This is a genomic window from Chryseobacterium formosum (assembly GCF_026460885.1).
GTDB classification, from domain to species: Bacteria; Bacteroidota; Bacteroidia; order Flavobacteriales; family Weeksellaceae; genus Chryseobacterium; species Chryseobacterium formosus.
On sequence record NZ_JAOVZW010000008.1, the window covers coordinates 293,600 to 317,237 of the forward strand.

Sequence of the window (23,638 nt, forward strand, 5' to 3'; positions counted from 1 at the left end):
ATGTATATTCAAATATAAAATTTTAATCTAAAAGTAGCTGCCAAAACCAGTAATGATTGTGCCAATAATTATAAGTATGTATAGTCCAAACAAAACGATGGTAAGGATTCCAATAAATTTATAGTGAGATTTCAAATATTCAAATGACTTGGTAAGAGTAGCTTGATTATTTGTACGCAAAGCCTCTTTCATATTTGAGGAAAATCTGTACAGGAAATTAATTGGTAAATAATAAAATGCTGCGAGTGCAAAATAAAACAACGAGATCAATGTTCCGCCACTAAAAGGTCCCATACTAACTGATGAACCAATTATCAAAACAAAAACTGCCACCAAAACCATTAAACCGATACCGATGTAACCTAAAATTGATAAAAATGTTGCCCATCTTGCTGTTTCTGTTAGAAAAAGCTTAGAAGCATTGTCGATTCTCAGCTCTTCAAACTGCTCGAAAGGAGATTTTTCCATTATTTATATTTTTGGCAAAATAATTAAAATTATTGGAATAAGATTGACTATTATTCTTAGCTAATCAATTCCATAATTTTCAAAGCAACTTTCAATGCTTCAGTTCCGTCTTCCAAAGAAACTTCTACATTTTTTTCTTGAAGAATTGCGTCTGCAAAAGAATTTAATTCATCTAAAATCGCATTATTGGGCTGAATATTCGGATATTCAAATAAGATTTGATTTTTTTCACCTTCTGCATTTTCAATAATCATATCAAATGGAGTAGGATTTTCAGGCGCATCTTTCATACGGATTACTTCCGCTTTTTTCTCTAAGAAGTCAACAGAAACGTAAGCGTCTTTCTGGAAAAAACGACTTTTTCTCATTGCTTTCATAGAGATTCTTGAAGTTGTTAAATTGGCAACACAACCGTTTTCAAATTCAATTCTAGCATTGGTAATATCCGGAGTTTTGCTTACTACACAAACTCCACTTGCATGAATGTTTTTCACTGGCGATTTTACAACGCTCAATAAAATATCCAAATCGTGAATCATTAAATCTAAAACTACAGAAACATCAGTTCCACGAGGATTAAATTCTGCCAAACGGTGAATTTCGATAAACATTGGATTCTGAATGTAATCTTTTGCTCCAATAAATGCAGGATTGTATCTTTCAACGTGACCAACTTGCGCTTTGATACCGTTTTCACGACATTTTTTTAAAATTTCTTCAGCCTGTTCAAGAGTTTGGGTAACGGGTTTTTCAATGAAAAAATGAAGACCTTTTTCAATGGCTTTTAAAGCATAATCGTAATGATAAAGTGTGGGAGTTACAATATCCAACATTTCAATCTGATCTAATAATTCGTCGAAATTTTCAAAATATTTATATCCGAATTCGGCTTCTAATTTTCTGCCATTTTCTGCATCTTTATCATGAAAACCAATAAATTCGTATTTATCAGACTGATTCAGAAGTCTTAAATGTATTTTCCCCAAATGTCCGGCGCCAACCAAACCTGCTTTTAACATAGCTTTTTAATTTTTGTAAAGATAATAATTTTAGGTATTAGAGAATAGATGATAGTTTTTAGGTTGATAAATATTGATTGTTTTTTTACTTTTGTAGAAACTACTATTATAACTGTTGATAATGCATGATTCGTTTGTACATAAAGGGAAAAGGAAAAATTTGGTTGAATATCTCAGACACAGAATCGGGATCACGGATGAAAATGTACTTTCTGCGATAAATGAAGTTCCTAGACATCTCTTTATAGAAAGTATTTTTGAAGATTATGCCTATGAAGATCGCGCTTTTCCTATTTTGGCGCATCAGACTATTTCGCATCCATCAACCGTTGCAGAACAGTCTGAGCTTTTACAGGTAAAAGAAGGCGAAAAAGTATTGGAAATAGGTACTGGTTGTGGTTATCAAACTGCAGTTTTATTAGCCATGAAAGCTTTGGTTTTTACGGTTGAAAGACAAAAAGACCTTTTCGATTTTTCTAAAAAGAAATTACGAGAAATGCATTTATACCCAAAATTTCAAAGTTTTGGAGATGGTTTTGCAGGACTTCCGACTTTTGCTCCTTTCGATAAAATTATTGTGACTTGCGGAGCTTCCGTTTTGCCGACAGAATTATTAAAACAGCTAAAAGTAGGCGGAAAAATGGTGATTCCTTTAGGTCCGACTGATCAACAGGTTTTATACCGATTTACAAAAATTTCTCCTACAGAAATTGAGAAAGAAGAATTTGGGGCGTATAAATTTGTGCCGATGTTGAATAATACGAATCAGTAATTATCCCAATTTTTTGGTAACTTAGAGCAAAGCCTGAATGCAATGAAGCAAGAAAAAAAGAATGCGCTAAAGTCAATAATATTTTATGTAATAGCGATATTGACGATAGTTGTAATAAACGCTTCAGGAAAATTTAAATCTGGACCTTGTACTCCAAACTTGGATGTCTTGTCAGTTTTTGCCGTTGTAGCATTAAATGTTATTTTATTGATTGTTAATATAGTGAAAGCATTCGTTATGAAAAAGCAGACACGACTTTCGGTTGTTGTACATTTTGTGGCGCTACTAATTTGGGTTATTGTATTTAATTGTAAAATGATCTGAATTATAATTTGTTATCAATCTAAAATCCCATTAAAATATGATAAATCCTGATATTCTGGGTTATAATGAAAAGCAGCTAGATTCAGATAAAGAAATCTGTACTTTTCTTTCTAAATTAATTGATGCAGAGCTCAATGATGCCGAAAATAAAATCTGGCACGCACACCCTGTTTGGTTTTTAGATGGAAATCCGATTGTTGGCTTTAGTAAGCAGAAAAAAGGAATTCGCCTGATGTTTTGGAGTGGGAAGTCTTTCAATGAAGAACAATTGAATATAGAAGGAGAAAAATTTCAGGATGCTTCGGTATTTTATAATGATGTCAATGAAATTAATGAAGATGATATTAAAAGATGGGTCAAAAAATCTCAGGAGATTCAATGGGATTATAAAAATATTGTAAAAAGAAAAGGAGAATTACTCAGACTGAAATGATTTATTAAAAACAATTAATCTTCGCATTTTCGGAATGAAAATTGAACTTTAAATTGAATGAAATCAAAAATATAATTCAATAATAATTAAAAGAAACCTCATTTGTGAAATTAGTGAGGTTTTTTCATTTAAATAAAATCTAAAAAATGAAAGTTTTTATAAATAAAAGAATTCCCGAAATAGGAATTACGATGCTGAAAGAAGCCGGTTTAGAAATTACAATTCCCGAAACTGATGATTTATCGTATGAAAAATGGCTTCAATACTGCAAAAATACAGATGTTATCCTAAATGTAGGGCACAATAAATACGATCAGAATTTTTTTGAAAAATGTCCGAATGTAAAAGCAATTGCACTGTTTAGTGTTGGTTTTGATCATGTTGATATTAAAGTAGCTACAAAAAGAAATATTCCAATCGGAAATACACCTGATGTTCTGAGTCGAGCTACTTCCGATGTCGCATTTTTATTGATGCAATCGGTTGCTAGACGGGCGAGTTTTTATTTTCAGAAAGTAAAAAATAACGATTGGGGAAATTTTGATCCGATGTATGAGCTTGGTCAGGAATTATACGGTAAAACTTTGGGTGTTTTCGGTTTAGGAAGAATTGGCTTTGAAATGGCTGAAAAGTGTAAAAAAGCTTTCGGAATGAATATTATTTACCACAACAGAAACCATAATGAAGAAGCGGAAAAAGAGCTCGTTGCAAAATATGTTTCTTTTGATGAATTAATTGAGCAGTCGGATGTTTTGAGTATTCACGCAAATTTTAAACCTGAACAAAGCAATCTTTTCAACGCTTCTGTTTTTGAGAAAATGAAAAAGAATGCAATCTTTGTGAATACGGCGAGAGGAGGTTTTCACAATCAGAAAGATTTGTACGAAGCTTTAGTTTCAGGACAAATTTGGGGAGCAGGTTTAGACGTTACCAATCCGGAACCCATTGAAGAGAATGACCCTATTTTGAAGTTGTCAAATGTTTGTGTTTTGCCGCATATTGGTTCAGCAACCGTTGAAGCAAGAAACGGAATGTCAAGATTGGCAGCAGAAAATTTAATTGCTTTTTCAAAAGGAGAAAAAATGCCACACATCGCAAACCCGGAAGTGTACGAGATTTGATGTTTGAAATAAGAACTTGTGATACAAGATTAGAAATTTAAGATTTAAATATTAAATTCAAGATTGCAAGTTTTCGTTTTACAGAATACAAATTGTAAACTAATCTCTTCAACTTGTTTTTTTTAACTTTTTCCTTGGCTCTTTTAAAAATTGGACTCATTTTTGTCTTTAACACATCACATTAAATACAATATTATGACACCAGAAGATAACAAAAACGAGCAGGACAGAAAACTGGAGGAAATGGATTATAATCCCGGTGAAGATATCTTCAACAGAGAAGAACACATTCCTTTGGATGGAGATGGGAATCCAATTACAAATCCGGCTCACGTCAACGACGGAATGCCTTATGGTTTAGATGTTCCCGGAGCGGAAGATGATGATAATTTCGAACAAATCACCGATCAACTTCCCGATGAAGAAAATAATCTTTACAGTCGAAGCGATAATGAAGACGACCACGAAGAAGAAAATGACGACATCGTCTCTTAAATATAATCCCGCAATTTCAAGCGGGATTTTTTATGCTTAATTTTTAAATATTTCTTTTGAATTTAATATGATTACAATGCAAAAACTATTTTCTAAATTCATTCGCTGGTTTTATATTAAATATTAACTTTGGCAATCTTTTAATTAAATAAGAATTAATGAATATTGTATGTTCTGAAATTCTTTTAAAATAAAATTATATGAAATTAAAACATAGTCTGCTTGCTTTGGCAGCACCTCTTTTAATGAATGCACAACAAGTAATGACTCCCGAAATTCTTTGGACTTTGAAAAAAGTTGGTGTTCAGGCAGTTTCACCAGATCAATCATCCCTTATTTATAAGATCGGGCAAACCGATTTGAAAACTGAGAAAACGAAAAACGAAAACTATTTCTTAAATGTTATCAATAATCAAGCTTCAAAAATTGATTTAGGTAAAAAAGCTTTGATTCAGTGGGATAAAAACGGAATTTACGCTCAGGAAGGCGAAAAGATTTTCCTTTCTAAAGACAGCGGAAAAACTTGGACAGAATTTTACACCATTGGGGAAGCTGATAACATTGTTATTTCTCCGGACGGAAAGAAAATCGCTTTCAGCAAGCAAGTTTTAGTTGAAAAATTAATGGGGAAAGATAAATATTCTGATACTCCGAAAACTACGGCGCAAATTTATACAGATTTGAATCACAGACATTGGGATTATTTCAATGAAGGAAAATACAATCACGTTTTTATAGTAGAAACTTCTGCTAATGTGAGTTCAGCTAAAGATCTATTGGAAGGAAAAACCTGGGATTCTCCGCAAAGACCGTTCGGTGGAGCAGAAGATTTTGTTTTCAGCCCAGATTCTACGCAACTTTTATATGTTACAAAACCTAAAAGTGGAAAAGAATACTCTACAAGTACCAACACGGATATTTTTGCTTACAATTTAGCTTCAGGAACTACAAAAAATTTAACTGAATCTAATAAGGGGTATGATGTTAATCCAAAATTCAGTCCAGACGGACAGTCTTTGGTATGGCAAAGTATGGAAAGAGACGGTTACGAAGCTGATAAGAACGACATCAAATTGATGGACTGGAAATCAGGAAAAACTTCAAATCTTACAAAAGTTTGGGATGAATCTGTTACTGGTGATGTTTTCTGGAGTGGCGATTCAAAATCGATTTACTTTACAGCGGCTTTCAGAGGGACAAAACAATTATTTTCTTTAAATCCTAAAGATTCAAAAGTTCAGCAGATTACAAAAGGTGATTTTGATATTAATGAAATTTTTGCAGATCAAAAAAGTTCACTTTTAGTTTCAAAAACAGACATCAACCACGCATCTGAAATATTTTCTGTCAATCTTAAAAACGGAGAATTAAAACAAATTACAGATGCAAATAAAGAGGTTTATGCTAAAATTTCTCAAGGAAAATCTGAGCTGAAAATGGTGAAAACCTCAGACGGAAAAGAAATGGGAGTTTGGATCCACTATCCGCCGAATTTTGATCCGAATAAAAAATATCCAACCTTAGTATATTGTCAAGGTGGACCACAATCTGCATTAACACAATTCTTCAGCGTAAGATGGAACTTCTCTTTAATGGCAGCAAACGGATACATTGTAGTTGCACCAAACAGAAGAGGAATGCCGGGTTGGGGAACAAAATGGAACGAAGAAATCTCAAAAGATTGGGGTGGAAAACCTATTAAAGATTATTTGGCAGCGACAGATTATGCTAAAACTTTACCGTATGTTGACGGAGAAAGAGTTGCGGCAGTTGGAGCAAGTTATGGAGGTTACAGTGTATTTATGTTGGCTGGAGTTCATGAAAACAGATTTAAAACTTTCATCGCTCACGACGGATTGTTTGATATGAAATCTTGGTATTTAACAACAGAAGAGTTGTGGTTTGCTAATTGGGATTTGGGTTCTCCTTGGGAAAAACCTTTGCCAAAAGCATATACTGAATTCAACCCAAGCAACTTTGTTGATAAATGGAACAAGCCAATCATGATTTTCCAAGGTGGAATTGACTTTAGAGTTGGCTATGAGCAAGGTCAGGAAGCTTTCCAGGCTGCAAAACTGAGAGGTTTAAAATCTAAATTAGTTTATTTCCCGAACGAAAATCACTGGGTACTTCACCCGCAAAACGGTTTGGTTTGGCAGAGAGAATTTTTTGATTGGTTGAAAGAAACATTATAAGATATAATACGCTGAAAATTCCCCTCCTTTGGAGGGGTGGCGAAAATTCGAAGAATTTTTGACGGGGTGGTTAAAATATTCGAACAATCAAAATGAATATCAATAGGAGCGGGCTTTAGCCCGCTTTTTGTTTCTGAGTCAAGAATGTCTTTAGCCAAAATTCATATATTTGAAGCATGCAAAATAGAATTTCTTCATTTCCTCCAATTATTGATGATAATTCTAAAGTTTTAATTTTAGGCTCAATTCCCGGTGTAAAATCTTTAGAAAAACAGCAATATTACGGTCATCCTCAAAACAAATTCTGGAAAATTATTTTTGAATTATTTCATGAAGAATTTACAGAAGATTATGATGAAAAAATTAATATTTTAAACAAAAATCATATTGCACTTTGGGATGTTATTGATTCTTGCGAAAGAAAAGGAAGTTTAGACTCAGAAATAAAAAATGAAGAAGCAAATCAGATTGAAGAGTTATTAGAAAAACATCCAAATATTACAGCAATATTTTGCAACGGTGGAAAGTCTTATAAAAACTTACAAAAATTATTAGGAAAAAACTTTAGAATTCCAATTTACTTATTGCCTTCGACAAGTCCGCTTCACACGATCTCTTTTGAAAGGAAATTTGAGGACTGGAAAAAGATATTAGATTATATAAAATAAAAGCAACTCCTTTTTGAAGTTGCTTTCTTATTATTTACAATTGGCTTATTTACAATTCAGCTAAGCCTATTTCTCAACTCTATAAACCTCTTCATAAGGCTGTATCAAAACCCAACCATTCCCAGAAAACTTCATTTGAAACTCTTCACCACTTCCTCTTCCGATTAAACTTTTAAAGGAAACATTCGTTTTCAGTTCAGGACTTAAATTTCCCGACCATGCAACCGTTGCATTTGGGTCTGTGAAAACCGGTGCATCCGGAGTTACCAATAAAGTTAAAGGTTCTCCGTGAGTTGTAATGGCAATGTGTCCCGTTCCGGAAAGTTTAACCTGAAATAATCCGCCTGACATAACTCCAGCGATACTTTTCAACATCGTGATGTCACTTTTTATGCTTTGCTCGTGCGCTAAAACATCATTTCCGTTTACACAAACGGTTTCGTTATTTAAATATAAAATTCTAACCTTTTTTCCGTCGTCTGCAACGTACAGTTTTCCGGTTCCTTCGGCTTTCATTAGTTTAGAACCTTCACCGCTAATTGCTTTTTTTAATAAATTTCCCAATCCGCCTGAAAGCATTCCCTGCCTTTCAAAGTTGATATTTCCGATATAACCAACCATACTTCCGGTTTTTGTCCAGACCGCCTGATTATTTAGGTTGATTTCTAAAAGTGCAGGTTTTTCAAGTTCGAAATAATCTCTTTCTAGAGGATTTTCTTTTGTTTCATTCACAAAAGATTCAATAGAATATTTATTCATAGGGTATATTTTTGTTTAGCCAAAATAGTCATTTTTTTAATTAAAATGAATTAAAAATGATAAAATTCAAGCCTGTAACCACCATGAATAAAGAGGAGTGAAATAAACACTTGACAAAGGGGTATAGAATGTTGTATATTTGCAGTCCGAAAAATTACATCCGTAATTTTTATAATTTTTAAACCGTAATTTAAAAAATGAAGACATCCGATTTTAATTTTGACCTTCCTGAAGAATTGTTGGCAGAGCACCCGTCTGAACATAGAGATGAGTCTAGGTTAATGGTTCTTGATAGAAAAAATCAAACTATAGAGCATAAAACATTTAAAGACGTTGTAGATTACTTTGATGAGAAAGATCTTTTCATCTTCAACAATACTAAAGTTTTCCCGGCACGTCTTTACGGAAATAAAGAAAAAACAGGAGCTAAAATTGAAGTTTTTTTGTTGAGAGAGCTAGATAAAGAAACTCGTGTTTGGGATGTTTTGGTAGATCCTGCAAGAAAAATCAGAATTGGTAACAAATTATTCTTTACCGAAGATGAATCTTTGGTAGCGGAAGTTATTGATAACACGACTTCAAGAGGTAGAACTTTAAGATTCTTATTTGATGGACCTTATGAAGAATTTAGATCTAAATTAAAAGAATTGGGAGAAACTCCACTTCCAAAATATATCAAAAGAGAGGTAGAGCCGGAAGATGCTGAAAGATACCAGACAATTTATGCAAAAGTAGAAGGAGCTGTAGCGGCACCAACTGCAGGTTTGCATTTCTCTAAGCATTTGATGAAAAGATTAGAGATCAAAGGAATTGATTTTGCTGAGGTTACTCTTCACGTTGGTCTAGGAACTTTCAACCCGATTGAAGTTGAAGATTTATCTAAGCACAAAATGGAATCTGAAGAAATCATGATCGACGAGAAAAATGCTGAGATCATCAACAAAGCAGTTCAGGAAAACAGAAGAGTTTGTGCGGTAGGGACAACTACGATGAGAGCAATTGAAACTTCAGTTTCTTCAAACAGAAAAATTTCAGCGATTAATGGTTGGACGAATAAATTTATTTATCCACCTCACGATTTCGGAGTTGCGAATACAATGATTACTAATTTCCACACGCCAAAATCAACATTAATGATGATGATTGCAGCTTTTGCTGGAAAAGATTTCTTAATGCAAGCATACGAAGAAGCTGTGAGAGAGAAGTATAAATTCTACTCTTACGGAGATGCAATGTTAATTATTTAATAAGATATTTAGATATAAGGTAGCAGGTCGTAGTTTTAGCACCTGTTACCTATTATCTGAAACCTATTCCTACAATGAAAGATATCAGAACTTTATCACTCGACCAGCTCAAAGAATATTTTGTTTCTTTGGGAGAAAAGCCGTTTCGTGCGAAGCAGGTTTACGATTGGTTGTGGAGTAAAAATCTCCATTCGATTGATGAGATGACGAATCTTTCGAAACCTCTTCGAGACAGAATTTCAGAAGAATACACGATTAATCCGGTTTCCGTTGATCAGTTGCAGAAAAGTACAGACGGAACGATTAAAAATGGAGTGAAACTTCATGACGGATTATTGGTAGAATCTGTATTAATTCCTACCGAAACCAGAACGACCGCTTGTGTTTCTTCACAGGTTGGATGTTCATTAAACTGCGAATTTTGCGCAACAGCGAGACTCAAAAGAATGAGAAATCTTGAAGTTGCAGAAATCGTAGATCAGGTTGCCTTAATTGACAGCCAAAGTAAAATGTATTTCAATAGACCGCTTACCAACATAGTTTTTATGGGAATGGGAGAGCCAATGATGAATTACAAAAATGTAGTTGAAGCCATCAAGAAAATTACTCAGCCGGAAGGTTTGGGAATGTCACCAAGAAGAATTACCGTTTCTACATCGGGAATTCCGAAAATGATTAAAATGTTGGCAGATGACGATTTGCGTGTAAAATTGGCTTTGTCACTTCACTCAGCAATTGAAGTGAAACGTAACGAAATTATGCCTTTTTCAGATAAATTTCCATTAACAGATATTATGGAATCACTTCAATACTGGTACAAAAAAACCGGTTCTGTAGTTACTTTTGAATATTGTGTCTGGAAAGGAATTAATGACGGCGATGAAGATATTAAAGCTTTAATTAAATATTGTAAACAGATTCCTTCTAAAGTGAATTTGATTCAGTATAACCCAATTGGTGACGGAAAATACGATCAATGCAACAAAAAAGCTGAAGATAACTACGTTCGTCAACTTGAAAATGCGGGAATTACTGTTATGATTAGAAAAAGTCGTGGCGGTGATATTGATGCAGCTTGTGGACAATTGGCGAATAAAACAGTGGAATAATGGTCATATTCTGGACTATTATTTTCTATTCAAATATCATCTTAGCCATCTTTTCAATACTGTATCTTTTTTATGAAAAAATAAAAAAGAAAGAGGGATTCAAAGGTTTTTTTCTGATATCGTTTTCACTTTTCATTATGTTTTTTTCGCAGGACAGATTATGTAATTCCATTTTAAATGAAATTATTTCTGATTTAAAAAGCGGAAGATTGGTTTTAGAAAACAATAATATTTTAACCAATCAAAATGTTTATAATTTGCAAATTGCTTCTCGAAAGCATAATTATTCTAAAAAAACTTACGCTGTGACGGTTTTGCCTTCGAAGGATGATTTGATTATAAAAAAAGATTTTTCGAACGACAAATATTGGGTGTTTTATAGTAAATACTACTACAGCAGAAGCCATGCAATTGGTTTTGTTGAGTAATTGTGTTCTATAATTATAAATTTTAGATTAGTTATTATAATAGGTTTATAATCAAATTATTTTTATTCTATGAGGAAGCTTTTTCTGCTATTTATTCTCTGTTTCTCTATTATTTCTAATGCTCAACAGGCAGAAATTTTTAAGCTTAAAAAATTCAGAGTTGCTGTTTTAAATGATTCTATTCAGGAAACTTCCGGATTGAATTTCTTTGATGGAAAACTCTACACTTTCAATGACAGTGGAAATCCTGCCGAATTATATGAAATAGATAAAACTTCAGGGAAAATTCTAAATACTTTAAAAACAAATGCTGAAAACAAAGACTGGGAAGCACTAACCAACGACGGAAAAAACTTTTACATCGGAGATTTTGGAAATAATGCCGGAATAAGAAAAGATTTGAAAATCTACAAGATTCCTTTTCAAAATAATCAGCTGCAGAATGATTCAATGAAAATTATTTCGTTTTATTATCCTGAACAAAACGATTTTACACCCAAAAATATCAACACAGATTTCGATTTGGAATCGATGATTTATTTAAACGGAAAAATCCATATTTTCACCAAAGAATGGGCTTCAAAATCGACAACTCATTATACTTTAGATCCCAATAATTTTGAAAATCAGGCTGCACAAAAAGTAGAAACTTATAAAACTGGTTTTGTGGTTACTGATTCTTATTATTACGAAAAGAGACTTTACGTTGTTGGCTATACCAAAAAAACTGAAGTTTTTTTGGATATTTTTAATGAAACAGAACCTGGAATCTTCTTTAAAGAAAATCCAAAACATCTTTATTTAGGCAGCGCATTGACTATCGGACAAATTGAAGGAGTTGCTGTAGACGAAAAAGGAATCTATATTTCAGGAGAAAAATTCTATTCACCCATTAAGAAAACAAAACCGTTTTTTTATTTTATTCCGATTGAAAAACTCAAACTTTAATTTTTGTTAAAATTGGTTTAAAAAAATTATCTTTGTGAGAATTAATAAATACTCACCCATCATTCTTACTTCGTGGCAAACATTGTAGAAGAAATCAAGCAGCCGATCAATGAAGAAATGAAACTTTTCGAACAAAAGTTTTATGAATCAATGCAGAGCAAAGTCGCTTTATTGGATAAAGTTACCCGTTTTATCGTTACGACCAAAGGAAAGCAAATGCGTCCGATGTTTGTGTTTCTTTGTGCTAAATTGATCGGAGAAGTCAATGAAAAAACATATCGTGGTGCTTCAATGATTGAATTGATTCATACGGCTACTTTGGTTCATGATGATGTGGTTGATGAAAGTTTTAAACGTCGTAATTTCTTTTCAATCAATGCTTTATGGAAGAATAAAATTGCCGTTTTAGTAGGGGATTTCTTGCTTTCAAAAGCGGTTTTACTTTCTACAGACCATAAAGATTACGATTTACTATCTGTAATTTCAAGAACCATCAGAGAAATGTCTGAAGGCGAACTTCTTCAATTGGAAAAAGCCAGAAAGTTAGATATTACAGAAGATGTTTATTATGAAATAATCCGTCAGAAAACTGCGACTTTAATCGCAGCGTGTTGTGAAATCGGAGCTTTGTCAAATGATGCTGATGAAAATTTAGCTAAAAAAATGATGCAGTTCGGAACGTACACCGGAATGGCTTTTCAAATAAAAGATGATTTATTTGATTATTTAAGTTCAAACGTAATCGGAAAACCGGTTGGAATTGATATTAAAGAGCAGAAAATGACTTTGCCTTTGATTCATACTTTAAAAATTGCCAGCGAAACTGATCGAAAATATTACTTCAATACTATTAAACGCTATAACAACGACCAGAAGCGTGTGAAAGAACTCATCGCTTTTGTAAAAAGTTCTGGAGGTTTGGATTATGCAATCAGCGTAATGAAAGATTTCCAGCAAAAAGCAAAAGATATTCTGGATGAATTTCCTGATTCACAAGTCAGAAAATCTTTATACACGATGCTGGATTATGTTATTGAAAGAAAGTTTTAAAATCTGCAAAATCAGCGAGAAAATTATTTACCATTAAGAAAATCAAATTTTTAAGTTTTTTAAGAATCAATAAGATTGATTTAAGGATACAGCTTAATGAATCTTAAAAATATACATTATTTTATTCTTAAAAAATTCATTTCCTTAATGTTTAAAATTTTTTAGTTAAATTAAGGTGGAATGATTCTAATCGAGAATCATAGTTGTTATCATAATCACAGACAATACAATACAAAATAAAGCGATTAAAAATAAATAATCCGCAATACGTTCGTACTTGTTCTCAAACTTTTCTCTCTTTGCTCTTATTGCCATAAACGAAAAAAAACAGCTGCACGCAAAAAATACACAGGCAATTCCGGCAAACTCATCCAAATACGTATTGTGGCTCACTTTTGTAATCTTTAGTGAAGTAATAATAAGCATTGAAAATCCCAACAAATTGCTGGAAGCATTCAAAATATGAGGTGATTTTTTTTCCATTTTTCAATATTATGTAAAATTAAGACAGATTAATCTTGATTATCAAATTTTTAAAAAAGATTATTGAAAATTAAAATTAATTTAAAAAGTGTATATTAGCAAAATACTTCAACATAAAAAAAATTTAATATTTGGCTATGCAGACAACCTATATTGAAACTCAACAAATATCCTTTCAGGACTTTAAAAATCAGATACTTGAAGACTATAAATTAGGAAGAATTTCTCGTGAAATGTCTTATTTGGGCAGAAGAGAAGTACTTACCGGAAAAGCGAAGTTCGGGATCTTTGGTGACGGAAAAGAGTTGCCGCAATTGGCAATGGCGAAAGTTTTCAAAAATGGTGACTTCCGTTCAGGATATTACAGAGATCAGACTTTTGCTTTGGCAGTTGATGCATTATCTGTTGAAAGTTTTTTTGCACAATTGTATGCTGATACAAATGTTGATAGAGAGCCAGCTTCTGCGGGAAGACAGATGAACGGTCACTTTGCAACAAGAAGTTTAAATGAAGACGGAAGTTGGAAAGATTTAATGGCTCAGAAAAATATTTCTTCAGATATTTCTCCTACTGCAGGACAAATGCCAAGATTATTAGGTTTAGCACAAGCTTCAAAAATATATAAATCAGTAAAATTTGACGGTTCTGAAAAGTTCTCGAAAGAGGGTAACGAAATCGCTTTCGGAACCATTGGAGATGCTTCTACAGCAGAAGGTCATTTCTGGGAAACTTTAAACGCTGCTTGTGCATTACAAGTTCCGATGATTGTTTCTATTTGGGATGATGGTTACGGAATTTCTGTTCCTACTATGAAGCAGAGAGCAAAAGCTGATATTTCTGAAATGTTGAGCGGTTTCCAAAGAAAAGAAGGCGAAAACCAAGGTTGCGAAATTATTCAGGTAAAAGCTTGGGATTATCCTTCATTATTGGATGCTTATGCAAGAGCTGAACATTTTGCAAGAACAGAATCTGTTCCTGTAGTTGTTCATGTAATTGAAGTGACGCAACCTCAAGGTCATTCGACTTCGGGTTCTCACGAAAGGTATAAAAACGAAGATCGTTTAGCTTGGGAAGCTGATTTCGACGGTTTGGTGAAATTCAGAGAGTGGATTTTAAATTATTCGATTGAAATTGAAGGTAAAGAAGAAATCATTGCTTCAATCGAGGAATTGGATACGATCGATGAAGAAGCAAAGAAAAAAGTAAAAACCGGACAGAAATTAGCTTGGGAAAATTATCAGAAAACGATTACTGAATTGGCTTTCGGAGTTTTACCTTTAGTTGAAAATTTAAAAGGAAAACATGCTGAGATTGAAGAGTATGTTAATCAATATAATAAATTGGTTTCAAAAGCTAAAAAAGATGTTTTCCACTTGATCAGAAAATCTTTATTGGAAACAAGAGGAACTCAATCTGCAGAGAGAACTGCGTTGATGAATAAATATAACGAAGTTTTTGAAGTTGAAAAAGACAACTATTCTTCTCATTTATATTCTCAGTCTCAGTGGAAAGCTGAAAATGTACAGGAAATTAAACCTGTTTATTCTGATGCTTCGGAAGATGTTGACGGTAGAGTAGTGATTAGAAATAATTTCGATAAAATATTTGAAAAATATCCTGAAACTTTGGTCTTTGGTGAAGATGCCGGAAATATCGGTGATGTAAATCAAGGTCTTGAAGGAATGCAGGAAAAATATGGTGAACTTCGTGTTGCCGATACCGGAATTCGTGAAGCTACCATTCTTGGACAAGGAATTGGAATGGCGATGAGAGGTTTAAGACCAATCGCTGAAATCCAGTATTTAGATTATATTTTGTACTGTTTACAGGGAATGAGTGATGATTTGGCAACGGTTCAGTACAGAACAAAAGGTGGTCAGAAAGCTCCTGTAATCATCAGAACAAGAGGTCACAGATTGGAAGGAGTTTGGCATTCTGGTTCGCCGATGGCGGGAATTCTGAATCTTTCAAAAGGTATTTTGGTTTTGGTTCCGAGAAGTTTAACAATTGCCGCAGGTTTCTATAATACGATGTTGAAAAGTGATGATCCTGCTGTCATTGTTGAGTGTTTAAACGGTTACAGATTAAAAGAAAAACAACCTGATAATATTGGTGAATTCACTGTTCCTGTAGGAAAAATAGAGGTTACAAAAGAAGGTAAAGACGTTACTTTGGTGACTTATGGTTCGACTTGGAGAATTGTAATGGAAGCAGCAAATGAATTAGAAAAATTAGGAATTTCTGCAGAAGTTATTGACGTTCAGTCATTAATTCCTTTCGATTTAACTCATGAAATTGCTGAATCGGTGAAGAAAACAAACAGATTGGTCGTAATCGACGAAGATGTTCAAGGTGGAACTTCAGCGTTTATTCTTCAACAGATTTTAGAAAAACAAAAAGCTTTCAGATTCTTAGATTCTGATCCGTTGACGATTGCTGCAAATGATCACAGACCTGCGTATGCAAGTGATGGAGATTATTTCTCAAAACCTTCTGCAGACGATATGGTTGAAAGAATTTATGCACTATTTAATGAAACAAATCCTCAGAAATATCCTGCGATATTTTAATTGAGATTTTAGATAAATTTTGAAACCGCTTTCTTTTGGGAGGCGGTTTTTTGTTGAATAATTCGTAAATTAGTCATTTGATATAATTTTAAAATAAAAACACAAATAATGAAAATCACCAAACTTGTCATCCTTTTCAACTATGAAAAAATCTTACTAGGAATAGTTGTTTCAGCGGTACTTTTGGCATTATCATTTTGGATTAATTCAACTCCAATTATTTTAATATTAAGAATTTTAAGCGGACTGATTATTTTAAATATTTTTGCTTCACTTCTTGCTTCCTATATTTTGTATGACAATTCAGATTTATATGAATTAAATAATTTAAAAGGAATTATAGATTGGAATAAAACCGAGAATGCAATTTTAGTACACGCCAGTTTTGACCCTCTGTCTAAGAGTTTGGAGGAAAAATACCCCAATTTAAATTTAACAGTTTGTGATATTTTCGGAAATCGCCATGAACAGGAAAAAGGAATTGAAACTTCAAAGAAAATATTTCCTCCGAATCCTAAAGAAATAAAAATAAAACCTCATCAATTACCTTTTGAAGATAAATCTCAAGATGTAATTCTTGCCGTAACTGCACTTCACGAAATTTTGGAACATGACCAAAGAGTTCTGTTTTTTAAAGAAGCTAAAAGAGTTTTAAAAGATGACGGTTTAATTATCCTTTCAGAGCAGTTCAGAGATTTTACCAATTTTGTTTTCTTCAACATCGGAGCTTTTCATTTTTTAAGTAAAAAACAATGGAAAACAGCTATTTCTGAGGCAGTTTTGAAGATTGTTGAAAATAAAAAGATTACTCCTTTTGCAAATATGTTGATTGTTAAAAAATAAGGAAATAACTATTCGAAAAGAAAGATATTAAACAACCGCCTTTTTCTTTTCCTTTTTTTCCAAAAGATTCTTGCAATCCTTAGCTTTTTCAGGATCATAAACATGATATTTTGTTTCCCATTCTTCCAATTGATATAAAATAGGCAAAAGCGCCAAACCTTTTTCTGTCAACGAATATTCAACTCTTGGCGGAAGCTCTTTAAACTCTTCACGGATAATTAAACCATCGTTTTCCATTTCTCGTAATTGGTCGGTCAGAACTTTTCTGGAAATCACATTAATTCTCACGGCAAGCTCGCCAAAACGTAATTTTCGGTCTTTAATAACCAATACAATAATTGGTTTCCATTTGCTTCCTAAAGCAGACATTGCTTTGCCTAAAGGACAGCTGTATTGCATCAATTCGTTCTTTTTCATAGTAGAATCCAATTAATCAGATTATAAAAAATTTAAAAATAAAATCTTTTGTTCCTTTTTTACTTCATCGAATCTTCGATTTGTAATTAAAAAGTACCTGTTACTTTCAGGTTACTAATGTAAGTTACTGCAAAGTTACCACTATTTTCTTATTGAAAGATACAAAAACGAACTATTATTAGTTACTTTGTGTAACAATTATAAAAATTACTTAAAAAATGAGCACAGAATCATTGTTTAAACCTTTTCAATACAAGAATTTAACACTTAAAAATAGAATCGTAATGGCTCCGATGACGAGAGCACAATCTGATAATGGAGTTCCAACTCAGCAAATTGCAGATTATTATGCAAGAAGAGCTGCTTCAGAAGTGGGATTAATTCTTTCTGAAGGAACAGTAATCAACAGACCGGGTTCTAAAAATATTCAAAACATTCCTGATTTTTATGGAACAGAAGCATTAAACGGTTGGAAAAACGTAATCGATGCAGTTCATCAAAATGGAGGAAAAATGGGACCGCAAATCTGGCATGTTGGAGATACAAGAAGTTCAGCAGATTATCCTTTGGTTGATATGGAAAAAGCATCCACAATGACTTTGGAAGATATTCAGGATACGATTGCTCAGTTTGCAGCTTCAGCAAAATCAGCCAAAGATTTAGGATTTGATGTTTTAGAAATTCACGGAGCTCATGGATATTTGATTGACCAGTTTTTCTGGGAAGTTACCAACACGAGAACCGACGAATATGGTGGAAAAACGTTGAAAGAAAGAAGCAAATTTGCAGTGGATGTCGTTAAAGCAATGAGAGCTGCGGTTGGTGAAGACTTTACGATTATTATTCGTCTTTCTCAATGGAAACAGCAGGATTATAAAAGCAGATTAGCTGTAAATCCTACTGAAATGGAAGATTGGTTGCTGCCTTTAAAAGAAGCTGGAGTTGATATTTTTCACTGTTCACAAAGACGTTTTTGGGAACCGGAATTTGAAGGGTCTGACATAAATTTTGCAGGTTGGGCGAAAAAGATTACAGGTCAACCGACAATTACGGTAGGTTCCGTAGGATTGAACGGTGATTTCATGGCAGCTTTTGCTGGAGAAGGTTCTGAAAAAGCAGATTTGAAAGAATTGTTGAGAAGGCTTGAACGTCAGGATTTTGATTTGGTTGCAGTTGGTCGTGCTTTGTTGAGCGATTATCAATGGGCAAAGAAAATAAAAGATGGAAGAGTAGAAGAGCTTGCCAATTTTGAAGGTTCAAGCTTAGGCGTTCTTTACTAAAAACATAGTGAATTGTTGTTTATTTCGTGGTCAATTTTATTATTTAAACTTTATTTCCACTATTCACCTGCGAAATAAAATGGGCAGTTCACTTTTATTTTACACATAATTTTACCTAATATTTTTTTGATTTTAGAGAAACCGTTTTCAAATTTTGAGAACGGTTTTGTTTTTATTAAATTGATTTTTTTAAACGCAAAGTCCGCAAAGGTTTTTGTTATCACTTGCTGCATATTTTCCGTTCGCAAAGGCACTTCGTTCAGCTAAGGCTTAAATTTCTTTGCTGAGTGAAACGCCTTTGCGAACAAAAAATATTTTCAATAATTTCAAAAAAATCTTTGTGAACTCTGCGTTTAGAACTACAAAAAACCGCCTGAAAAAAATTCAGACGGCCTATTAACAAGTTTAAATATCTAATTGTCACCTAGACAATCATGATTTCTTTTTATAAACCAATACTTTTCGTTGGTTTTAATTGCTTTCTGATATTTTTCGGAATTGCATTTTTGTGAACTAAAATTGCAGTCGATTTATACTCAACATACGGTCTTGTCACGTACAAATATCCTTCAAAATCGTTGGTTACGCCCCAAGAGTTTTTCACCATATAATATTCTTTTCCAGACTGATCTTTTGCCAAACCTACGATGTGCATTCCGTGATCATCGGTTGTAGAAAGGTTATTCAACGCTTTCTGACGCATATCTTCCGTAATGGTTTTATCTCTTTTCGGCTCTGTGAATAATGTTCCGCTGTTGTTTTTGTTGATTTGATCCAAATCTGTATCCGGAACATAAGCAACTCCGTTTTTATAAGAAAAATAAGGTTCAGAAACATCGGTTGCCCAACCTACAGAATATCCTTTAGTTACGGCATTATCAATAATTGCAGTAAGGTCTTTCATCGGAACATTCCAGTCAGAATCGTGGCTCCAGTTATCAGGAATCGGAACTACGAATTTCTGATAATAAGGATAATCTTTGTATGAAGAAATTTCAACATAATCTTCAGGATTTATTCCTACAACTTCTTTAGCAAAAGTTTTAGGAGTATAATTTTTCCCTTCATACGTAAAGTTTGTCGGAACTTTTCCTAAATATTCATCCAGAATTGCATCTACAGAATCCATCCAGTTATCAGATAGTTTTCCTTTTGAAGAAGCTTCAACCAGACTGTCTAAAACCGGTTTCAGTTTTCCCTGCATTTCTTTAAAATTATTTAAAGATTGTCCTGCTTTCAAACCAGTATAAACATCTTGTGGAACTGCACCATATTTTTTGTACATATTGACCACATCGTGAAGCTCACCTCCGTCTCCCCAACTGATTGCTCCGTTGTTTAAAACGTACAATTTTGCTTTATCGTGATAAGAATTTCTTGCAGTAAAGATTTCAGCCAAATCAACTGGTTTTTTACCCATCCTCTGCATTTCAGACTCAAGGAAAGAGTTTCCTGAATAACTCCAGCAAGTTCCTGACGAACCTTGGTTTTTTACCGAAGTTGCTCCTACATCTTTCAATGTAGTAAACTGGAAATTAGCATTTTGAGACTGATTGTTCTTCAACTTGTTGATCAGGTCATCCTGAGCAAACATCATACTTCCTGCGCATAAAACAAAAAGTAGTGACGCAAATCTTTTGTTTTTCATAAGTAACGAATCTATTTGTTTTAAAGATGGTTTTAAATTTCTCTTAATTATTAAATGAAATTTTTTCAGCTTTAAATTATATTCTAAATAGTCTGCAATGTTAAGGATATGTTACAAGATTTAATGTTAAAAAAGGGTTAAAATTAAATGCGAGAGTTTTAGCGAATTAAAGAAATAATGTTTTTAGACTTTTATACAAATTTTGCTTGTCCTTATTTGAATATTAATTTTCAACATTACATTGAGTTTAAATCTACCAACTATCAACTAAAAACTATCAACAACTTTTCCTATTTTTAAAAAAAGTTTACAATGTTTCCAACCTGCGAGAAATTTCCTGCATCTATAAGAGTATAAAGCCTGACTATGGAAAAAGAATTACTGATAGAATGCCAACGGAACGACCGCAACGCACAGCGGAAGGTTTACGAAAAAATGGCGGGCAAGCTGTACTCAGTCTGCAAACGCTATCTGAAAAACGATGAAGACATCGAGGAGGTATTGGCCGATACTTTCTATAAAATCTTTACGAAACTTAATCAACTACAAAATCATGATATTTTCGAAGCCTGGGCAAAGAAAATTGCGGTAAATGAATGTCTCCAGAAATTAAGAAGTATGAAAGCGCTCGACGTTTCTTTGGAAGAAGAGTTTATGGAATCGACAGGCTCTCCTACAGACAGTATTTCTTTTGAAAAAGATATTCTGAAGTTGCTCAATTTTTTACCCGAAGGCTGCAGAGCGATTTTTAATCTGTTTGCGATTGAAGGTTATCCTCATAAGGAGATTGCAACGATGCTTTCAATAAGCGAAGGGACATCAAAATCTCAACTGAATTTTGCAAGAAAAAAATTGCAGGAACTCTTGGTCAATCACAACATTTAAACTTTTACACAATGGAAAATAATCACGATATAGATAAAAAATTCAATGAGGCTTCTCAATCTTTGGAAGAACCTGCGACTTTTCCGGGTTTTGATAAAGTTTGGGCAAAAGTTGAAGAAAAATTAGATAAAAAAGACGACAAAAAGAAAGTAATCCCAATTTGGTTTCCCTACGGAATTGCTGCAAGTTTGATCATTGGTTTGGGTGCGTTTTATTTTATTAATAAAAATGATGTTTCTGAAATTAATAAAAATGAAATTACTCAGAATACAGTTTTACCAAAAGTTAATTCAGATATCCGAGCAATTGACAGTACGGTAAAATCTAATATTGAGAAGGAAATTCATGCTCAAAAAGATATTCAGAAACCTGAAGTTTTGGCTTATGAATCGGTTGTTCCTGTACCTGAAATTTCTCCTATTTACCATAATGAAATACCTCCACAAAGCTCAAATGTTACAAAAGATAATATTGTTTACATGGAACCAAACCATGATGGAGTTTTGGATGAAGAGGATAAAGAAACCAAGATTGAAGAAGTGGTGTTAATTGGTTATAAAACTACGACTAAACAATCTGCTGTAACTAGCACAATGAAATTATCTGCTAACAATACAACATCTTCACAACGAAAAAATTATCTTGATCAATCAAAATTTGACGGATATATTAATCGTCCAAGTGCTAATGTATTGAATATAGCTCAAGGTCAACTAGCTGGAGTCAATATTAGTACTGGAAGTGGTCAACCTGGTTCAAAACCGACTGTTATGATTAGAGGATTTAGTAGTTTAAACGAAAATACACAGCCATTATATGTGATTAATGGTATTCCACAAAATGCTGATGAATTCAGAAAATTAAATCCAAATTCAATTAAGAGTATGGAAGTTTTAAAAGATGCCTCCGCAACAGCAATCTATGGAAACAGAGGTTCGAACGGAGTTATTATTATCAAAACTAAAAAACTTTCGAGAAAAGAAAGAAAAGCTTTTGAAAAACTACAAAAAGTTCATGACAGTATTAATGCATCAAAACAAATTCAGCAAATCAATAATGAAGAATACGATGCTTTCGTAGAAAACCCTTTTGAGTTAACGAAAAATCAATCAGTCTCTACATTTTCAATTGATGTGGATAAAGCGGCGTATTCCAACATTCGAAGAATGATTAACAATGGAGAATATGTGAATAAAAATGCAGTGAGAATTGAGGAAATGATTAATTATTTTAAATATGATTATCCTCAACCGAAAAATGATCAGCCATTTTCTATCAATACAGAATACAACGATTCTCCTTGGAATAGCAAACATAAGTTATTGAAAATTGGTTTGCAAGGAAAAGAAATTCCGACAGATAAACTTCCGAATTCAAACTTTGTTTTTTTGATTGATGTTTCGGGTTCGATGGATGAACCGAATAAATTACCGCTTCTAAAATCTTCTTTTAAAGTTCTTTTAGAGCAGTTAAGACCAACTGATAAAGTAGGAATTGTTGTTTATGCCGGAAGTGCAGGAATGGTTTTACCTCCCACTTCAGCAAAAGAAAAAAACAAAATTATAGAAGCTTTAGATGAACTTCAGGCAGGCGGAAGTACAGCAGGCGGACAGGGAATTGAACTGGCGTATAAATTGGCTCAGGAAAATTTCATCAAAAATGGAAACAACCGTGTCATCATTGCAACAGACGGAGATTTCAATGTTGGAGCATCTTCTACAGACGACCTTCAGAGTTTGGTGGAAGAAAAAAGAAAATCGGGAGTTTTTCTTACTTGTCTAGGTTTCGGAATGGGAAATTTCAAAGACAATCGAATGGAAACTCTAGCGAATAAAGGCAACGGAAATTATGCGTACATCGATAATCTTCAGGAAGCCAATAAATTTCTTGGAAAAGAGTTTGCCGATAGTATGTACGCGATTGCTAAAGATGTAAAAATTCAGATTGAATTCAATCCGAAATATGTGAAATCTTACCGTTTGATTGGTTACGAAAACCGAAAACTGAAGAATGAAGATTTTACCAACGATAAAATTGATGCGGGAGAATTGGGAACCGGACATACCGTTACCGCTTTATACGAAGTCATCCCGAATGATGTGAATTCTGAATTTTTACCAAAAGAAAATGATTTAAAGTATACTAAAAATACAAATGATGAAAATTTTAATGATGAATTGGCAACCGTAAAATTCAGGTACAAAAAACCTGATGGTGATCAAAGTTCTGAAATTATTCAGGTAGTTAAAAATACCAATCAATCTTTTTCATCTTCAAGCAATGACTTCAAATTTGCTTCATCTGTGGCTTGGTTCGGATTGGTTTTAAGAAATTCTGCTTTAATCAAAAATAAGGATTTAAAAGAAATAGAAAATCTTGCTAAAAAGGGTAGAGGGAAAGATGATGAAGGTTACAGAGCTGAGTTTGTGAGATTAGTGGAAACATACAGGTCGACACAAAAATAACATTTCAAAAA

Annotated in this window: 23 protein-coding genes; 17 read left to right on the forward strand and 6 right to left on the reverse strand. The window is 33.3% G+C overall.

What is annotated here, in order from left to right; genetic code table 11:
- Positions 1-27: 27 nt before the first annotated feature.
- The gene (locus tag OF897_RS07650) at positions 28-468 is read right to left on the reverse strand and encodes a DUF5362 family protein (protein ID WP_267265103.1); all 441 of its coding nucleotides are present in this window, start codon (positions 466-468) and stop codon (positions 28-30) included.
- 56 nt (positions 469-524) lie between these two features.
- The gene (locus OF897_RS07655) at positions 525-1,487 is read right to left on the reverse strand and encodes a Gfo/Idh/MocA family protein (protein WP_267265104.1); all 963 of its coding nucleotides are present in this window, start codon (positions 1,485-1,487) and stop codon (positions 525-527) included.
- A 121-nt stretch (positions 1,488-1,608) separates the two neighbouring features.
- Between OF897_RS07655 and OF897_RS07660 the strand changes: the two genes are divergently transcribed.
- The 7 genes from OF897_RS07660 (at position 1,609) to OF897_RS07690 (ending at position 7,495) form a co-directional block, all read left to right on the forward strand.
- Positions 1,609-2,259 carry a protein-L-isoaspartate(D-aspartate) O-methyltransferase gene (locus OF897_RS07660; protein WP_267265105.1) on the forward strand — a complete coding sequence of 217 codons (651 nt, stop codon included), beginning with the start codon at positions 1,609-1,611 and terminating at the stop codon, positions 2,257-2,259.
- 42 nt (positions 2,260-2,301) lie between these two features.
- Complete coding sequence (locus tag OF897_RS07665; protein ID WP_267265106.1) at positions 2,302-2,583, forward strand: hypothetical protein; 282 nt, start codon at positions 2,302-2,304, stop codon at positions 2,581-2,583.
- A 37-nt stretch (positions 2,584-2,620) separates the two neighbouring features.
- Complete coding sequence (locus OF897_RS07670) at positions 2,621-3,016, forward strand: DUF1801 domain-containing protein (RefSeq protein ID WP_267265107.1); 396 nt, start codon at positions 2,621-2,623, stop codon at positions 3,014-3,016.
- Positions 3,017-3,162: 146 nt separating this feature from the next.
- A complete protein-coding gene (locus OF897_RS07675; protein ID WP_267265108.1) occupies positions 3,163-4,137 on the forward strand; it encodes a 2-hydroxyacid dehydrogenase in 975 nt (324 codons plus the stop codon).
- A gap of 195 nt (positions 4,138-4,332) precedes the next feature.
- Positions 4,333-4,632 carry a hypothetical protein gene (locus OF897_RS07680; RefSeq protein ID WP_267265109.1) on the forward strand — a complete coding sequence of 100 codons (300 nt, stop codon included), beginning with the start codon at positions 4,333-4,335 and terminating at the stop codon, positions 4,630-4,632.
- Between the two features lie 200 nt (positions 4,633-4,832).
- Entirely contained in the window at positions 4,833-6,827 is a 1,995-nt protein-coding gene (locus OF897_RS07685) for a S9 family peptidase (RefSeq protein ID WP_267265110.1), read from the forward strand.
- 176 nt (positions 6,828-7,003) lie between these two features.
- Positions 7,004-7,495: a DNA-deoxyinosine glycosylase gene (locus tag OF897_RS07690; protein ID WP_267265111.1), complete on the forward strand. Its 492-nt coding sequence runs from the start codon at positions 7,004-7,006 to the stop codon at positions 7,493-7,495.
- A 66-nt stretch (positions 7,496-7,561) separates the two neighbouring features.
- On the opposite strand, the gene OF897_RS07695 is transcribed toward OF897_RS07690, so the two are convergent.
- Complete coding sequence (locus OF897_RS07695; RefSeq protein ID WP_267265112.1) at positions 7,562-8,254, reverse strand: AIM24 family protein; 693 nt, start codon at positions 8,252-8,254, stop codon at positions 7,562-7,564.
- 197 nt (positions 8,255-8,451) lie between these two features.
- Between OF897_RS07695 and queA the strand changes: the two genes are divergently transcribed.
- The 5 genes from queA to OF897_RS07720 all read left to right on the forward strand — a co-directional run bounded on the left by queA (position 8,452) and on the right by OF897_RS07720 (position 13,036).
- On the forward strand, positions 8,452-9,501 hold the full coding sequence (queA, locus tag OF897_RS07700; protein ID WP_267265113.1) for a tRNA preQ1(34) S-adenosylmethionine ribosyltransferase-isomerase QueA: 1,050 nt from the start codon (positions 8,452-8,454) through the stop codon (positions 9,499-9,501).
- Positions 9,502-9,575: 74 nt separating this feature from the next.
- Positions 9,576-10,610: a 23S rRNA (adenine(2503)-C(2))-methyltransferase RlmN gene (rlmN, locus tag OF897_RS07705; protein WP_267265114.1), complete on the forward strand. Its 1,035-nt coding sequence runs from the start codon at positions 9,576-9,578 to the stop codon at positions 10,608-10,610.
- Positions 10,611-10,747: 137 nt separating this feature from the next.
- A complete protein-coding gene (locus OF897_RS07710; protein ID WP_267265115.1) occupies positions 10,748-11,038 on the forward strand; it encodes a hypothetical protein in 291 nt (96 codons plus the stop codon).
- 69 nt (positions 11,039-11,107) lie between these two features.
- Positions 11,108-11,986, forward strand: a complete 879-nt coding sequence (locus OF897_RS07715; RefSeq protein WP_267265116.1) for a hypothetical protein — start codon at positions 11,108-11,110, stop codon at positions 11,984-11,986.
- Between the two features lie 72 nt (positions 11,987-12,058).
- Positions 12,059-13,036, forward strand: a complete 978-nt coding sequence (locus tag OF897_RS07720) for a polyprenyl synthetase family protein (protein WP_267265117.1) — start codon at positions 12,059-12,061, stop codon at positions 13,034-13,036.
- A gap of 186 nt (positions 13,037-13,222) precedes the next feature.
- On the opposite strand, the gene OF897_RS07725 is transcribed toward OF897_RS07720, so the two are convergent.
- Positions 13,223-13,519 carry a hypothetical protein gene (locus tag OF897_RS07725; RefSeq protein ID WP_267265118.1) on the reverse strand — a complete coding sequence of 99 codons (297 nt, stop codon included), beginning with the start codon at positions 13,517-13,519 and terminating at the stop codon, positions 13,223-13,225.
- 137 nt (positions 13,520-13,656) lie between these two features.
- On the opposite strand from OF897_RS07725, the gene OF897_RS07730 reads away from it, so the two are divergent.
- On the forward strand, positions 13,657-16,089 hold the full coding sequence (locus tag OF897_RS07730; protein ID WP_267265119.1) for an alpha-ketoacid dehydrogenase subunit alpha/beta: 2,433 nt from the start codon (positions 13,657-13,659) through the stop codon (positions 16,087-16,089).
- A 108-nt stretch (positions 16,090-16,197) separates the two neighbouring features.
- A complete protein-coding gene (locus OF897_RS07735) occupies positions 16,198-16,932 on the forward strand; it encodes a class I SAM-dependent methyltransferase (RefSeq protein WP_267265120.1) in 735 nt (244 codons plus the stop codon).
- A gap of 27 nt (positions 16,933-16,959) precedes the next feature.
- Here OF897_RS07735 and OF897_RS07740 read toward each other — a convergent pair whose 3' ends face one another.
- Positions 16,960-17,349 carry a winged helix-turn-helix transcriptional regulator gene (locus tag OF897_RS07740; protein ID WP_267265121.1) on the reverse strand — a complete coding sequence of 130 codons (390 nt, stop codon included), beginning with the start codon at positions 17,347-17,349 and terminating at the stop codon, positions 16,960-16,962.
- A 218-nt stretch (positions 17,350-17,567) separates the two neighbouring features.
- Here OF897_RS07740 and OF897_RS07745 point away from each other — a divergent pair, with 218 nt between their 5' ends.
- Positions 17,568-18,629 (forward strand): NADH:flavin oxidoreductase, encoded by a 1,062-nt coding sequence (locus tag OF897_RS07745; RefSeq protein ID WP_267265122.1) that lies wholly within the window; start codon positions 17,568-17,570, stop codon positions 18,627-18,629.
- A 445-nt stretch (positions 18,630-19,074) separates the two neighbouring features.
- Here the strand turns inward: OF897_RS07745 and OF897_RS07750 are convergent, their stop codons facing one another.
- Complete coding sequence (locus OF897_RS07750) at positions 19,075-20,277, reverse strand: C1 family peptidase (RefSeq protein ID WP_267265123.1); 1,203 nt, start codon at positions 20,275-20,277, stop codon at positions 19,075-19,077.
- Between the two features lie 366 nt (positions 20,278-20,643).
- Here OF897_RS07750 and OF897_RS07755 point away from each other — a divergent pair, with 366 nt between their 5' ends.
- Positions 20,644-21,162 (forward strand): RNA polymerase sigma factor, encoded by a 519-nt coding sequence (locus tag OF897_RS07755; RefSeq protein ID WP_267265124.1) that lies wholly within the window; start codon positions 20,644-20,646, stop codon positions 21,160-21,162.
- A gap of 11 nt (positions 21,163-21,173) precedes the next feature.
- Complete coding sequence (locus OF897_RS07760; protein ID WP_267265125.1) at positions 21,174-23,627, forward strand: vWA domain-containing protein; 2,454 nt, start codon at positions 21,174-21,176, stop codon at positions 23,625-23,627.
- The last annotated feature ends 11 nt before the right edge of the window (positions 23,628-23,638 follow it).

What these genes read in the sequence shown, in the direction of transcription:
- OF897_RS07735 (WP_267265120.1), top strand. Translation starts at nt 16,198, where the DNA reads ATGAAAATCACCAAACTTGTCATCCTTTTCAACTATGAAAAAATCTTA.
- queA (WP_267265113.1), top strand. Translation starts at nt 8,452, where the DNA reads ATGAAGACATCCGATTTTAATTTTGACCTTCCTGAAGAATTGTTGGCA.
- OF897_RS07690 (WP_267265111.1), top strand. Translation starts at nt 7,004, where the DNA reads ATGCAAAATAGAATTTCTTCATTTCCTCCAATTATTGATGATAATTCT.
- OF897_RS07660 (WP_267265105.1), top strand. Translation starts at nt 1,609, where the DNA reads ATGCATGATTCGTTTGTACATAAAGGGAAAAGGAAAAATTTGGTTGAA.
- OF897_RS07760 (WP_267265125.1), top strand. Translation starts at nt 21,174, where the DNA reads ATGGAAAATAATCACGATATAGATAAAAAATTCAATGAGGCTTCTCAA.
- OF897_RS07685 (WP_267265110.1), top strand. Translation starts at nt 4,833, where the DNA reads ATGAAATTAAAACATAGTCTGCTTGCTTTGGCAGCACCTCTTTTAATG.
- OF897_RS07740 (WP_267265121.1), bottom strand. Translation starts at nt 17,349, where the DNA reads ATGAAAAAGAACGAATTGATGCAATACAGCTGTCCTTTAGGCAAAGCA.
- OF897_RS07750 (WP_267265123.1), bottom strand. Translation starts at nt 20,277, where the DNA reads ATGAAAAACAAAAGATTTGCGTCACTACTTTTTGTTTTATGCGCAGGA.
- OF897_RS07715 (WP_267265116.1), top strand. Translation starts at nt 11,108, where the DNA reads ATGAGGAAGCTTTTTCTGCTATTTATTCTCTGTTTCTCTATTATTTCT.
- OF897_RS07670 (WP_267265107.1), top strand. Translation starts at nt 2,621, where the DNA reads ATGATAAATCCTGATATTCTGGGTTATAATGAAAAGCAGCTAGATTCA.
- rlmN (WP_267265114.1), top strand. Translation starts at nt 9,576, where the DNA reads ATGAAAGATATCAGAACTTTATCACTCGACCAGCTCAAAGAATATTTT.
- OF897_RS07650 (WP_267265103.1), bottom strand. Translation starts at nt 468, where the DNA reads ATGGAAAAATCTCCTTTCGAGCAGTTTGAAGAGCTGAGAATCGACAAT.
- OF897_RS07680 (WP_267265109.1), top strand. Translation starts at nt 4,333, where the DNA reads ATGACACCAGAAGATAACAAAAACGAGCAGGACAGAAAACTGGAGGAA.
- OF897_RS07725 (WP_267265118.1), bottom strand. Translation starts at nt 13,519, where the DNA reads ATGGAAAAAAAATCACCTCATATTTTGAATGCTTCCAGCAATTTGTTG.
- OF897_RS07710 (WP_267265115.1), top strand. Translation starts at nt 10,748, where the DNA reads ATGTTTTTTTCGCAGGACAGATTATGTAATTCCATTTTAAATGAAATT.
- OF897_RS07745 (WP_267265122.1), top strand. Translation starts at nt 17,568, where the DNA reads ATGAGCACAGAATCATTGTTTAAACCTTTTCAATACAAGAATTTAACA.
- OF897_RS07730 (WP_267265119.1), top strand. Translation starts at nt 13,657, where the DNA reads ATGCAGACAACCTATATTGAAACTCAACAAATATCCTTTCAGGACTTT.
- OF897_RS07665 (WP_267265106.1), top strand. Translation starts at nt 2,302, where the DNA reads ATGAAGCAAGAAAAAAAGAATGCGCTAAAGTCAATAATATTTTATGTA.
- OF897_RS07755 (WP_267265124.1), top strand. Translation starts at nt 20,644, where the DNA reads ATGGAAAAAGAATTACTGATAGAATGCCAACGGAACGACCGCAACGCA.
- OF897_RS07695 (WP_267265112.1), bottom strand. Translation starts at nt 8,254, where the DNA reads ATGAATAAATATTCTATTGAATCTTTTGTGAATGAAACAAAAGAAAAT.
- OF897_RS07675 (WP_267265108.1), top strand. Translation starts at nt 3,163, where the DNA reads ATGAAAGTTTTTATAAATAAAAGAATTCCCGAAATAGGAATTACGATG.
- OF897_RS07655 (WP_267265104.1), bottom strand. Translation starts at nt 1,487, where the DNA reads ATGTTAAAAGCAGGTTTGGTTGGCGCCGGACATTTGGGGAAAATACAT.